The organism is Streptococcus suis, from assembly GCF_002964575.1.
Classification (GTDB): Bacteria; Bacillota; Bacilli; order Lactobacillales; family Streptococcaceae; genus Streptococcus; species Streptococcus suis_R.
The window spans coordinates 86664-100266 of sequence record NZ_POQQ01000057.1 but is presented as its reverse complement, the minus strand read 5'-3'; the positions used below and the strand labels follow the sequence as shown (position 1 = coordinate 100266).

Below are 13603 nucleotides of genomic sequence, written 5' to 3'. Positions count from 1 at the left end.
AACGACTCACTTTCTATTTTAACTGACTGTCGCATCCTCTTGCTTTTTCAAGCGACTGGCCACCCATTCACGAACCAGACGGTAAATAACCGCAAAAATGGGGGTAAAGAAGACCATCCCAAGCAAACCAAACAAGTTTCCACCAATCAAGGCTGCGGCTAGGGTAAAGAGGGTCGGAAGTCCAACTGATTGACCGACCACGCGCGGATAAATCACATTCCCCTCAATCAACTGAAGAATCTGGAAGAGGACAATAGACCAGAGTGCCAGGAGCGGATTTTGAACTGCCACAAACAAGGCACTAATCAGACAGGCTGTAAAGGGGCCAATGTAAGGCACGAATGATAAGACACCCGATAAAATTCCCGCCATGCTGGCATAAGGAATACCAGAAAGAGAATAGGTCACAAAAACCAGACTTCCGATAATGCAGGCTTCTACAATTTGGCTCATCAAGAATTTATCATAGGTATCAATAATGACTTCACCGATGTAAGCAATGACCCTCACCGCTTTGGCTGGTAGAGTAGCCTCTAAGAATTTTTCCGTCATAGACTGCAATTGTTCCTTGCTCCCCAAGATAGCCAAGGTAAAGAAGAAAGCCATCACAAGCGTCATGGTATTGGAGAAAATCCCCGTGACATTGGATACCAAGCCCGACAAGACAGGAGTTACCAGATTGGAAATAAAGGTTAAGTTTTTCAACTGGTCTAGCATTCCTGCAATCTGGTCCCCAACCTGACCAGCCAAAAGCCCATTTTCTTCTAGAAAACTTGTCAAGGCATTGACCGATTTAGGAATAGCCGTGCTGCTAACCGTTACCAACTGGGATACCGTCGTCATAAGGGTAGGCAAGACAATAACCACCAAGCCAGTGACAATCAAAAGAAAACCAATCAATACTCCAACAATGGCTAGGGAGCGCTTGGATTTTTCAAGAAAGGAGACCTTTTCTAACAGATCCTCCAATTTTTTCATAGGAACATTCAAAATAAAGGCAATAACACTACCAATAAAGAGGGAATTCATGCTTCCCAATAAAATTTGGATAGCCTTGTAAATCGTATCCCAATTTAATACTGCCAAAAGGGTCGCTCCTGCCAGTAAGATCAATAAAGCTTTTTCTTTAAATGACGAATTCATAACATCTCCATCTCAACATGATTAGTCCTAGTGTAACACAAGGAGTCCAAAAAGAAAAGAAGTAGAAATCAAGTTCGCTCTACCTCCTTCCTTATTCTCGCTTTGTTACTGTAGTTGGAACCACTAGTCTAGTTCAAACTAATCCCGCATTGCATAGCCAACACCGCGTACTGTCTTAATGTAAGAAGGATTCCCAGCTACATCTAATTTTCCGCGAAGATAGCGAATATAGACATCTACCACATTTGTTTCAGACATGGTTTCATACTTCCAAACCCGCTCTAACAATTGCTCACGACTGACAGGTTCAGGACTATTCATCAGGGTAGCCAAGAGGTCATATTCTCTCCTAGTCAAATTAATCAACTCATCACCACGAGTGACAGTTCGATTTTGAAAATCAACCTTCAAGTCACGATAGGCTGCCTGTAGCGGAACATGCTTGCAGTTCTTATCGATAAAGTCACGTCCACGGAAGATGGCTGTGATCTGCTCCACCAAGTCACTGATGACAAAGGGTTTGACGACATAGGAAACTGCATAAGAAAGGACCTCTTCCCCATGCTGTGCAACATCTGCAGAATCAATAGCCACAATCATGACACTAGCAGGCTTGATGGCCAATAACTCCCTAGACAATTCCTTACTAGACATATCAGAAAGCTGAAAGCTCATCAAAATCAAATCAAAATCCGTTTCATGAGCTAAGGAGAGGGCTTCTTTCCCCGTTGAGGCATAATCTACCAAATACTCCTTCTTCTGCAGCTCCATGGAAACAAAGTGCGAAAGATTGCGCTCTCTTCCGGCAATCAAAATTTTCTTAGCCATTATCTCTTTCATTGTTCTCTCTATCAATCAAATTAGCTAACGTCAAGTTAGAAAGAAGGGCGCTCACACGCCCATTCTTTTTATTTTGTTTCGCTATACCAATCGTAGTGGAAGACACCTTCTTTGTCTTTACGATTGTATGTGTGGGCACCGAAGTAGTCACGTTGTGCTTGGATTAGGTTAGCTGGCAAGTTTTCAGCACGGTAGCTATCGAAGTAAGTAATAGCTGCTGAGAAGGTTGGAACAGGTACACCTGCCTGAACAGCCAAGGCAACAACATCGCGAACAGCCTGTTGGTACTTAGCGGTCACATCAAGGAAGTATTCATCCAAGAGCAAGTTCGCCAAGTCTTCATCACGTCCGTAAGCATCTGTAATCTTTTGCAAGAAACGAGCACGAATGATACAACCTGCACGCCAGATTTTTGCGATTTCACCAAATGGCAAGTTCCAGTTGTTTTCTTTAGATGCTACGCGCAACTGGGCAAAACCTTGTGCATAAGACATGATTTTTGAGAAGTAAAGGGCTTGACGGATTTTTTCCACCAATTCAGCCTTGTCGCCTTGGTAGGCAAACGGAGCTGGTTTTGGAAGGACCTTGCTGGCTGCCACGCGCTCATCCTTGTAAGTTGAGATGTAACGAGCAAAAACAGACTCTGTAATCAATGACAAAGGCACACCCAAGTCAAGTGATGATTGGCTTGTCCATTTACCAGTACCCTTGTTACCAGCAGCATCCATGATATAGTCAACGATTGGACCTTCTTGACCTTGGTCATCCTTGCGTTTCAAGATATCCGCTGTGATTTCAATCAAGTAGCTATCCAATTCGCCTTGGTTCCACTCAGTAAAGATGTCAGCCATTTCATCCACTGACAAGCCAAGCAAGTGTTGCATGAGGTCATAAGACTCCGCAATCAACTGCATATCGCCATACTCGATACCGTTGTGGACCATTTTTACATAGTGACCAGCACCATCTGGACCGATGTAGGTCACACATGGAGCGCCGTCTTCTGGAGCTTTTGCTGAAATTTCTTCCAAGACATCTGCCACCAATTCATAGGCTTCTTTTTGACCACCAGGCATGATAGATGGACCTTCAAGGGCGCCTTTTTCACCACCAGATACACCTGTACCGATGAAGTTGATACCTGAGTTAGCTAATTCTTTGGAACGACGGATAGTGTCTTCGTAGAAAGTATTACCACCATCGATTAAGATATCGCCTTCATCCAAGTGTGGCAAGAGGGCTTGAATAGTTGCATCTGTACCAGGACCAGCTTGAACCATAAGCATGATACGACGTGGTTTTTCGATAGATGCTACAAAGCTTTCCACATCGTAGCTTGGGACCAAGTTTTTACCTGGGTTGCTTGCAACAACGTCTTCTGTCTTATCAGCAGAACGGTTGTAAATGGCTACTGAATAACCACGTGATTCTACGTTAAGTGCCAGGTTGCGGCCCATAACGGCCATTCCTACAACACCAAAATTTGCTTTTGTCATTTGTTTACTCCTCTAATTTCTATCTCTTTTATTATACACTGAAAGCCTGAAATTGACAAGAATTTTCAGATAATTTAACCATCCAAACTATTCTTCGCTATCAAACAAGCCCTGCAATTGGGCAAAAGGACTGTTGGCTTCTTTTTTCTCTTGCGCTTTTTGTTGGAAATCGTCCTCGGTCATCAAAGCCCAAGCTTGACCAGATGGTAGGTCGGTTCCCGCCTCTTCCTCAGGTGTCAAAACCTTGATTGGAATGGCTAAAAGAATATTATCCGCCACGCTTTCCTCTAGGACAATGTGGTCGTCTTCTACTACCAGAACCATATCCTCGTCAATCAAGTCCTGCTCCTTAAGAACAGCCTCATTGGCAACAAAGAGTTCATTGACTTCTTGCACTTCATGTAAAAGGACAGGTTGTAGGGAACGGCTGGAAGCCAAGGTAATGTCGTAAGTCATCTGATAGTCCAAGAAAAAGAAACCTGATTCAAAGCGAACATTTCCACTTACTTGTACAGGCGACAAACCTAAAACTTCACTATTGCGAACCTGCAATTCTTCCTGCAAGTCCAAGGTTTTATCAAAGGAGATTCCATCTGGATTTTTCTGAATGTCGTAAATATGAAACATGATTTTCCCCTATTCAGCTAGTTCTGTGATGTAATTATAGACTTCCTGACCGGCAACTGCACCATTTCCAACAGCAGTCGCAATCTGGCGCAGTTGATTTTGGCGAATGTCACCGATGGCGTAAATACCAGATTTGCTGGTTGCCATCTTTTCATCCGTGATAATCCAGCCAGCCTCGTCTGTAATACCCAAATCGACAACCGAATCCGTCATCGGATCCAAACCGACATAGATAAAGACACCACCGAAGTCCAGCTCGCTGACTTCCTCTGTTTTCACATTTTTGATAACAACGCTTTGTACACGTAAGTCGTCGCCCTTGATTTCTTCTACCACACTATCCCAGATGAAGTTAATTTTTTCATTGGCAAATGCACGGTCTTGGATAACTTTTTGAGCACGGAGCTGGTCACGGCGGTGAACAATTGTCACGGTTTCAGCAAACTGTGTCAAGAAAAGGGCTTCTTCGACCGCAGAATCACCTCCGCCAACTACCAAGAGCTTCTGACCACGGAAGAAGGCTCCGTCACAGACGGCACAGTAGGAAACACCTCGGCTATTGTAGGTATCCTCACCCGGAACACCTAATAAGCGGTGTTTAGCCCCCATAGCTAGAATGACAGTTTTGGTTTCCAAAACACCATCTTCTGTAATAACTTTCTTGATTGGTCCATCTTCTTCGATACGCACCAAGGTGCCAAAAATGTGATCTACTCCGAATTTTTCCAGAGGTTCAAACATTTTCTCTGCCAAGGCTGGACCAGAAATATGGTCATAGCCTGGATAGTTTTCGATTTCAGCCGTATTGTTCATCTGGCCGCCGTAAATACCACGTTCCAGAAGAGCTACCTTTAGATTGCTTCGTCCTGCGTAGAGAGCAGCAGTCATCCCTGCAGGACCTGCTCCAACAACAATTGTATCGTACATATCTTTTCCTTCTATGCTTTAAACATTAACAAAATCCCCATGACCCCAAAAGCAAGAATTGGGATGGTCATGACGTTGATCATCAACAAATCAAATATAAAATCCTGGCGCTCTTGCGGCGTTCGATCAACTTTTTTACCTGCTCTTACAGCAAAATAAATCAAGCTAGATAGAATGACCAGCAGGGCTGCAACCAAAAGCCCCTGCAAATAAAAACTGAGAATATTTTGTAACATAGTCTTTTCCAACCCTCCTAGAAGGTTTGGCGTTTGGCCTTGCGCTCTGCACGCCCCTTGGCACGCGCTTCCACACGTTTTGTCTTGCGGCGCTTCTCATCAACAGCCCATTGGATTTTCTTCTTGTAGCCTGGCTTGACTTTTTTCTTTTTCTTCTTCACCAAGCCAATCATTTCCAAGTCCAGTTTTTCACGAGATTTTTCTCGGTTGACACGGCGGTCACGGTCGTAGGTATCGACAAACTCCCCATTCTTCATTTCTTTTGGCAAGAATTTGATGTTGAGTTTTTCTAACTCGCGAATGTCCGCATCATCACTCGGCTGATAGAGGGTAATGGCAATACCCGACAAGCCATTTCGACCTGTACGACCCACACGGTGGACAAAGAAGGAAAGGTCCTGAGGAATGGCATCGTTGATGACATGGCTAACACCTTCGATATCAATCCCACGCGCTGCCAAGTCTGTTGCTACGATGTACTGAAAATCCAAATTTTTCACCTGGTTCATGATCCGCTTGCGTTCACGCGGTGGAATGTCCCCGTGAATTTTTGCAACCCGCAAACCATTAGCAGTTAAGTAACTGTGCAATTCATCTGCACGGGTCTTTGTATTGACAAAAATCATAGCCAAATATGGCTGCATGAGCTTGGTCGCTTCCAAAATCTGCGCATTGCGATCACGACCCTTGGTTGAAATCAGCCAATTTTCAATGGTATCTGAAATGACCGTCTGGGTCTTGATTTGTTCCATGACTGGATTAGACAAATACTTTTTCAAAAACGGTTGCAGTTTCTGCGGAATGGTGGCTGAAAAGACCATAAATTGTAGGTCTTTTGGCAGACTTCCGGCAATCTTATCTACCGTTTCCAAAAAGCCCATGTCCAAGGTCATATCTGCCTCATCCACCACAAAGGTTTTAGCTTTATGGATTGCAAGGTCTCCTGATTTAACCAAGTCATAAATACGACCTGGTGTCCCAACAACAATATGTGGCTGACCAGTTTGAAGCTTGTCAATTTGACGGTTCTTATCCGTACCACCAACATAATTGGTCACACGAACCTCGATGTCCGAATGACTGGCCAACTGACGAGCTGCTTGGTAGATTTGAGTTGCCAGTTCTCGTGATGGTGCTGTAATAACAGCCTGAACCTGGTCCAATTCCTCATTTAGTTTTTGGAAAATCGGAATCAAGAAGGTATGGGTCTTCCCTGAACCTGTTTTTGATTCCCCAATCAAATCGCGGCCTGACAAAACAACAGGAATCAATTTCTCCTGAACCTCTGTCGGCTGAACAAAGTTAATTTCTTTCAAAGCCTCCTGAATGTAAGGCTTGAGTTTCATATCTGTAAATTTCATAGTTTCCTCTTTGGAACCTGTATGGACAGGCGTAACGACGACTGCAAATAGAGGTTCTTCATTTTACTGCCTTCTATTATAGCACAAAAACAGCATTTCTGCTGTTTCTGAAAATCTATAGATAAAGAATAGCCAGGGTAATCAAGCTCATGACAAGTCCAACTGACCATAAAAAGAAGTCAACCTGCCATTCACTCCATTTTTCAGACTTACCAGTCAAACCACCTAATTCTAAATGGTGGTGGAAAGGGGTCATACGGAAGATACGACGACCTTCTCCAAAGCGTTTTTTAGTATATTTGAAATACGAAACTTGTAACATAACAGATGACGTTTCGATAACATAGACCAAACCGATTAGGAGGAGGGTCCATTCTTGACGAAGGGCAATGGAAATGGTTGCCAGCATTCCACCGAGTGCCAAACTACCCACATCTCCCATGAAAATCTTAGCCGGTTTGCGATTATAGACAAAGAAACCAAGCAAACCACCAATCATGGTCACACAGACCAAGAGAATATCAAACTTCTGCTCCTGGTAAGCAATAACAGAATAGGCCAGCAAACTGATTGTCACAGAAATAGAAGCCAATCCATCAATCCCATCTGTCAGATTGACCGCGTTTGAAAAACCAACCAACCAGAATAGAACAAATGGTAGATAGAGCACCCCAAGATTGATAATGTGGCCAAAGACATTGAGCTCACCACCGCCAGCACCTTTGACATGGACAAAATAGAAAACAAGACCACCCAGGATTTGTAGGGCTAGCTTTTGTTTGGGATTAAGTCCTTCATTGATTTTGCGGAAGATTTTCAAGAAATCATCCAAAAATCCGACCAAGCCATAGAGAGCCAAAATGAAAAGAATAGCCAAGACACCACCTGTCAGCATTTTCAGGCTAGCTGCAAAAATAAAACTAACAAGGACAGCAACAACTAGGAAGACTGTACCCCCCATGGTAGGAGTTCCGGCCTTGAACTGGTGTTGCTTGACATCTTCGTGCATCTGTTGCCCTTCGATGCGCTTGGCTTGATAAAAGGTAATAAATCGTGGTATCAGGATTACCGTTGCTAAAAATGCAACCAATCCCGACATAAGTGCAAACTGCATATTATTCTCCTAACGTAACTGTTAATTTCTTGGTTTTATTCAACTTGGTCCCCACTTCTACGCTCTGCTTCACAACCTTGGAACCAGACCCCTCATAGGTCACTTCAATACCTGTCCATTCAGCTAGTAGATCCATATTCTCCTTGGTCACCGCATACAAGTCTGGCATTTCTTCCAATTTATTCGTCAATAAGAGAACCTGTTGATTAGGGGCTACTAAGCTACCTTTTTCCAAAGAAACCTTCTTAATCTCAGCACCTTTGCCTAAAATAACTGGTTGAACCAGATAGCGACGAAGTTCTTCCGCCGACTCACCCGGCGCTTTCCCTATCAAATCTGGTAACTTGTAGTCTGTTTCTTTTTCTACATAAGTCAAGGACGGAGCAGGTGCATCTAGATTGAGATTATCCTTCAATAACATCGCTTCTTTCAAAGTCGGGCTTACAATAGTATTCCACGATAAGACACTCAATACTTCTGGTTGTCGAATCGTAACATACATAATGAACTCTGGATCCTCAGCAGGAATCATGGCGACAACCGAGTTGGTATAAGCGCCCTTGATATAACCCTGACCGTCTTCGCTGGCAATTTCGGCTGAACCTGATTTCATCGCAATATCATAGCCTTCAACCTGAATAGCCGGTCCTTGTAAATCGTGAGAATATAAGGTACCAAAGACTGGGTCCGTTCCAACATTTATCATATACCCTAAGGTAGCATCTGCCGCCTGTTCAGAAACTGGATTTCCAACTTCTTCTTTCGTCGCAATTCTCACTGAATCAGAATTTGGATTGTAGAGAGCAGAAATAAACTTCGGCTCCAACATAATTCCGTTATTTGCAATGGCTGAGAAGCTTCGAAGCATTTGAACTTGGTTAGCTGAAATACCTTGACCAAAAGTTGACATTGCGATTGTGACAATATTGTCTTCCGGAACTAAGCCGGGTGCTTCATCTCCCATTCCGAAACGCGTTGGATAGCCATAACGAAATTTTGTCAGGTAATTTAGCCATTTTTCGTCACCCATTTCTTGTTGTAACAAAGTCATTCCGACGTTACTTGAGAGTGAAAAACCCTGAGCAAAATTTAACGTAACAGCTGATTGGCCAGCGTTTAAAGTCCAGTCATTGATTTTTGCGTCTGCAATTACGTATTCATTATTTGTGTAATATGCATTTGGATCAAATGTACCATTATCAATTGCAGAAGCTACTGTCAAAACCTTCATGGTAGAACCTGGTTCAAAGGCCTCTTGGTAGAGGAGGGAACGCTCTAGAACCCCCTCTTGTCCCAAGCCTTCCTTGGTATCTGAGTCATAACTTGGACGTTGTGTCGTTGCTAAAATCTCCCCAGTCCTAGCTGAGATCAGAGTAGCATTGGCGTAGCGCCCCTTGGCAGTATTAAAGAAGGTATCCATGTTGGTTTCTAAGGACCGCTGCAGGTCTGCTGAAATAGTCGTATAAACATCCTGACCATTGATAGTGGCCTCTTTCACCGTTTCTGTCCCTGGCAAAACTCGACCCTGGCTATCCTTTTCATAAACAACCTTGCCATCCTGACCGGCCAGAATATCGTTGAGATAGTACTCCATGCCACTCATACCTTGCAGGCTATGACTTCCATCCTTGTTTTCAATCAAATTGGCTAACCCAACAAAGATTGAAGCAAAGTTTCCATTTGGATACATCCGACCTGGGCTGGCATTAAAGGCTATCCCTTCGATCCCCGCTGCCTTCATCTCCTCCTGGATAGTGGTCATTGTATTATAAGAAATATTTTTCCCTAAGGTTCCAAAATAAACCTGCTTCAGTTCTGGCTGTCGTAACTGTTGAAGAACGTAATCCGTTTCCATCCCAAGATGGTTTTTGAATACATCTGCAACCTTACTAAATTGACTGTCCTGAACATAAAGAATTTTTTTCAGTTCTGATACATATTCCTTATCAATAATGGCATAAACGGTATAGGTGGTAGAATCTTCTGCGATAGGAATCCCCGTACGATCATAGATTGTTCCACGTTTTGCCTGGATGGTTACCTCTTTCTGATGAACAGCATCTGCCCTCTCAGACAGTTTTACCCCTGCCTTGCTATCCGTTCCGATAATAAAGGCAAAATTAAATAGAAAGATAAAAAAGACTAAAACCGTCAAAAACAGCAGACCTTGGCCCACTTTTCGACGATTTTGGGACGGAATATATCGTTTTTTCAAAACATACTGCAAGAGTTTATTGTTTCTTCTGGGCATTATTCAGCTACTCCAATATTGTCGTTGTTAAATGTTAATCCGGCCTTCTCAGCAATTTCCATCAGACGTGCCGAACGTGTGAGCTCATTAACAGCCTGTTTGGCATCATTGATTTCAATCTGTTTTTGATTGATATTCTGGTTGACCTTGGCCATTTCAGACTGGACTTGAATCAAACGGGTCTGCAAGAAAATAATCCCTATCGCCAAGGCCAGACCGGATAGGATAATACTGGTATAAAAGGCTTTTTCTACACGGGTGAAGGTTTTAAACTTATCACCAATCACTCGCATGGTAGCTTCTCTACGTTTTTCTTGTAACATAGATGTTTCTCCTACTTATGTACTCTCTTGGCTACGCGCAACTTGGCTGAATGGGCACGATTGTTGGCTTCCAATTCTTCTTGACTTGGCAAAATCGGCTTGCGGTTGACCAACTCCAGCGGTGCTTTCAAATCATCTGGAATAAATGGCAAACCTTTTGGCACATCAATCGTACTCGCTTCCTTGAAGAGTTGTTTGGTCAAGCGGTCTTCCAAGGAATGAAAGGTGATAACCGAAATCCGTCCGTCCAGAGCCAATAAGTCAATGGCCTGCTGGATAGACTCATCTGCTGCACCCAATTCATCATTGACTTCAATCCGAATGGCCTGGAAAATCTGCTTGGCAGGATGGCCCTTCTTCTTGAGTTCCTTGGCAGGCTTAGCAGACTTAATTAGTTCTGCCAACTCAGTTGTCGTTTCAATAGGTTTGATGGCACGCGCCTGTTCGATTTTACGAGCAATCTGTTTGGAAAATTTGTCCTCACCGTACTTGAAGAAAATCCGCACTAAATCATGGTAGTCATAGTTATTGACCACATCATAGGCTGTCAACCGACCATCACGGTTCATGCGCATGTCAAGCGGAGCATCTTGCTTGTAAGAAAAGCCACGCTCCCGCTCATCCAACTGTGGACTAGACACACCCAAATCGTAACAAATCCCATCAATCTCTGTCACCCCAAGCTCTGCCAAGCGGGACTTGAGATTGCGGAAATTGTCCTTGATAAAGGTCACCTGCCCCTTTTCAATGTAGGCTGCCAAACGGCTCTGGACATGATCAATAGCCGTCTGATCCTGGTCAAAGGCATAGAGATGCCCTCCATCCGTCAGCTGACTGAGCAGGTACTCACTATGACCTGCCCCACCCAGCGTTGCATCTACATAAATTCCATTTGGTTTGATGTCTAACATGTCTACTGTTTCATGCAAAAGAACAGTAGTGTGATTAAATTCCTTGCTCATATCTTATCTATTGTACCACAAAATAAATCAAAAAGATGTTGCAAACTTTTTACAAAAAATATGTCAAATATAGTTGACAAGTTTTCTTGATGGGTATATAATAACATTACAAAAAGATGTCACATATAGTTGACATCAACAGGGAGGGTTACCACATTTTTTTACAGTTGTATGTCAGATATAATTGACAGCAGTTTAAAAGGATAGTCAACCTATCCTCTCATTTTTAATCAAATATGTCAGATATAATTGACATAGAAAGGAGGGCACATGAACCGCGTCAAAGACTACCGCCTACTGCTAGGGATTTCCCAACTAGATTTGGCCAAGGCCATCGGCGTATCCAGGCAGACCATCAACATGATTGAAAACAACAAGTACAATCCCTCGCTAGACCTCTGTATTAACCTAGCCAAAGCTTTACAAACCGATCTCAATAGCCTCTTTTGGAATGAATAAGGAGTTTATCATGAAAGATACATTTGCAAAAATTCTCGATCAAGCAACCAAGGATTTTTATTCTATCAGCGGACCCATGGATGAAATGCGACAGCAAGAAAGCTATCGTTTCAGCAACACCATCCTTATGCTCGTTTTTCCTATCCTCGTGATTGGGAATACTATCGCCCTTCTGATTGCCTTACGGCAACCTGAAAAAGTTGGTTTTCTGCTCCCCCTAACCAATATACTAATCATCGGTTTCACTCAAGCCTTAGCCTCTCACATTGCCTTGAAAAAAGGCATTAGTCTAAGTTATGAGGATGAGATTGATGTCGCCAAACTCAATAAAGCCCTTCTTAAAAATAGTCGCGCCATATTTTTAGGAGCTTTTATAGCGACTATGACCAGCTCTGCTTTTTATAAGGAGTGGTCTGTATTTCTTGAAGAACTAACAGACCCAACCCTACTATTCAGTCGCTTCATCATAGCAGTGGCTATTGCTACCATAGACTATCTCTACCACAAGAAACAACTTCAAAAGAAAATACTGGCAAGCAAATAAGAAGGAGAATTATCATGAAAAAGAACACACGTAAAGCTCTTATCTCTACCCTTATTTTTATCCCACTCTTTGTCCTCTTTCAGCTTTGGGGCAATAGCGGAGCGGACATTTTGCACATTATCAGTCAGGCTAAATTCTGGGTGCAACTGCTGATTACTGGGACAATCTATTTCCTTGGACTAGCTTACCTGCCACTCATTTTTCGTCGTAAGTAAATAGGAGTATCGTATGAAAAAAGAAACCTTTCAAGATAAATTGATCAAACGGTTTTACGGTATCGCTGGTCCCCTAGATGAATACCGCAAACAAGAAGCCTTCCGACTGGGCAATACCTGTTTTATCCTGCTCTTTTGGAGCGCCATGGCTCTTACCCTACTGGCAATTGCCTTATACAAACGCTTCCCAGAAGTCGTTGCCTATGGCTACCCAACGGCTCTACTCCTATCCACTCTTTCCGCCAGTATGTATATGACATCCAAGATGCGTCACAGCCAAGTGGACAGTTTAGATGTAGAAGAACTGACTAGCAAGGAACAGAAACAACTCAAGGGAGCAAGTATCAAATTCGCCCTCTATTTCACTACCGTTATGTACATCTGGGTGGTTGTTTTCGGTGCCTGGATGGAGGGGCTCAATCCTCTCGACCAGCTATTTGACCTTCGAAAATTCCTAGCTGCCTGTCTAGGTGGTGTTTTCACAGGCATCGCTCTTGAAATCATGTTACGCAAACGCATGAAAAAGGCTGAAAAACTAACTGTCAGCTCTGCTATTTCCAAAGAAGAACCTAAGTGGCTCCAAAATATGATACGGCACTTCTATGGTATTCGCGGGCCTTTAGACGAGTACCGACGGACCAAGGCAGATGAGATTGGGGGACAGGCCTTTATCTACCACTTCTACTTCCTTGCCCTTGGAAATGCTGTCGCTTATTTTCTGGCTATCCGCTATTCTGTGGAGGTTGCCACCTATTATCCAATGACAATTGCTCTCTTTAGCTTTATCTTGCTAGGTGTAGTCAATATGCAGACCCTCCATGCTGACTTGCCCCAATATGACTTGGATGAGCTTAGCCCTGAGGAAAGACAAGCTCGGCCCCTAAACCCACTTCTTTGGGGACTGGGAGTTGCACTGCTTTCGACAGTTTTTGCTGGAGTAGCAGACCTCTTTAGCCTCAATCTTCCCCTAATGGCCTCAATCTTGCACACAAAATCCCTCCTCTTCGGTGGCACGATGGGTCTATTTGCTAGTATAGCCCTGTCAGCCTTTGCCTATCTGCATAAACTGGAAGCAGAAACTGCTAAGAAAAAATAAGGAGCTGAT

The 13603-nt window shown here is 43.4% G+C and carries 15 protein-coding genes; 4 read left to right on the top strand and 11 right to left on the bottom strand.

Annotated elements, in window-relative coordinates:
- Positions 1-18: 18 nt before the first annotated feature.
- The 11 genes from C1E58_RS08265 to rsmH all read right to left on the bottom strand — a co-directional run bounded on the left by C1E58_RS08265 (position 19) and on the right by rsmH (position 11280).
- A complete protein-coding gene (locus C1E58_RS08265) occupies positions 19-1143 on the bottom strand; it encodes an AI-2E family transporter (RefSeq protein ID WP_105114046.1) in 1125 nt (374 codons plus the stop codon).
- 138 nt (positions 1144-1281) lie between these two features.
- Entirely contained in the window at positions 1282-1971 is a 690-nt protein-coding gene (locus tag C1E58_RS08260; protein WP_105210025.1) for a response regulator transcription factor, read from the bottom strand.
- 80 nt (positions 1972-2051) lie between these two features.
- On the bottom strand, positions 2052-3479 hold the full coding sequence (gene gndA / locus C1E58_RS08255) for an NADP-dependent phosphogluconate dehydrogenase (RefSeq protein ID WP_105210013.1): 1428 nt from the start codon (positions 3477-3479) through the stop codon (positions 2052-2054).
- Between the two features lie 87 nt (positions 3480-3566).
- The gene (locus C1E58_RS08250; RefSeq protein WP_105210012.1) at positions 3567-4106 is read right to left on the bottom strand and encodes a YceD family protein; all 540 of its coding nucleotides are present in this window, start codon (positions 4104-4106) and stop codon (positions 3567-3569) included.
- 9 nt (positions 4107-4115) lie between these two features.
- On the bottom strand, positions 4116-5033 hold the full coding sequence (gene trxB, locus C1E58_RS08245) for a thioredoxin-disulfide reductase (protein ID WP_105210011.1): 918 nt from the start codon (positions 5031-5033) through the stop codon (positions 4116-4118).
- A gap of 11 nt (positions 5034-5044) precedes the next feature.
- Positions 5045-5269: a DUF4059 family protein gene (locus tag C1E58_RS08240; protein ID WP_105125122.1), complete on the bottom strand. Its 225-nt coding sequence runs from the start codon at positions 5267-5269 to the stop codon at positions 5045-5047.
- 17 nt (positions 5270-5286) lie between these two features.
- The gene (locus tag C1E58_RS08235) at positions 5287-6630 is read right to left on the bottom strand and encodes a DEAD/DEAH box helicase (protein ID WP_105210010.1); all 1344 of its coding nucleotides are present in this window, start codon (positions 6628-6630) and stop codon (positions 5287-5289) included.
- A 115-nt stretch (positions 6631-6745) separates the two neighbouring features.
- Positions 6746-7744 (bottom strand): phospho-N-acetylmuramoyl-pentapeptide-transferase, encoded by a 999-nt coding sequence (mraY, locus tag C1E58_RS08230; RefSeq protein WP_105210009.1) that lies wholly within the window; start codon positions 7742-7744, stop codon positions 6746-6748.
- A 1-nt stretch (position 7745) separates the two neighbouring features.
- Complete coding sequence (gene pbp2X, locus C1E58_RS08225; protein WP_105210008.1) at positions 7746-9995, bottom strand: penicillin-binding protein PBP2X; 2250 nt, start codon at positions 9993-9995, stop codon at positions 7746-7748.
- Complete coding sequence (gene ftsL, locus C1E58_RS08220) at positions 9995-10318, bottom strand: cell division protein FtsL (protein WP_024412194.1); 324 nt, start codon at positions 10316-10318, stop codon at positions 9995-9997. The genes pbp2X and ftsL overlap by 1 nt, the downstream gene beginning before the upstream one ends.
- Positions 10319-10329: 11 nt before the next feature.
- Positions 10330-11280, bottom strand: coding sequence for a 16S rRNA (cytosine(1402)-N(4))-methyltransferase RsmH (gene rsmH, locus C1E58_RS08215; protein ID WP_105210007.1), 951 nt, complete (start codon positions 11278-11280; stop codon positions 10330-10332).
- Between the two features lie 270 nt (positions 11281-11550).
- Between rsmH and C1E58_RS08210 the strand changes: the two genes are divergently transcribed.
- Genes C1E58_RS08210 through C1E58_RS08195 form a run of 4 tightly spaced genes read left to right on the top strand, consistent with a single transcriptional unit; the run spans position 11551 to position 13594 of the window.
- Positions 11551-11739, top strand: coding sequence for a helix-turn-helix transcriptional regulator (locus tag C1E58_RS08210; RefSeq protein WP_002942681.1), 189 nt, complete (start codon positions 11551-11553; stop codon positions 11737-11739).
- A 10-nt stretch (positions 11740-11749) separates the two neighbouring features.
- The gene (locus tag C1E58_RS08205; protein ID WP_105210006.1) at positions 11750-12283 is read left to right on the top strand and encodes a DUF3278 domain-containing protein; all 534 of its coding nucleotides are present in this window, start codon (positions 11750-11752) and stop codon (positions 12281-12283) included.
- Between the two features lie 14 nt (positions 12284-12297).
- Positions 12298-12498: a hypothetical protein gene (locus C1E58_RS08200; protein ID WP_105210005.1), complete on the top strand. Its 201-nt coding sequence runs from the start codon at positions 12298-12300 to the stop codon at positions 12496-12498.
- A 13-nt stretch (positions 12499-12511) separates the two neighbouring features.
- Positions 12512-13594, top strand: coding sequence for a DUF3278 domain-containing protein (locus C1E58_RS08195; RefSeq protein WP_105210004.1), 1083 nt, complete (start codon positions 12512-12514; stop codon positions 13592-13594).
- Positions 13595-13603 lie beyond the last annotated feature (9 nt).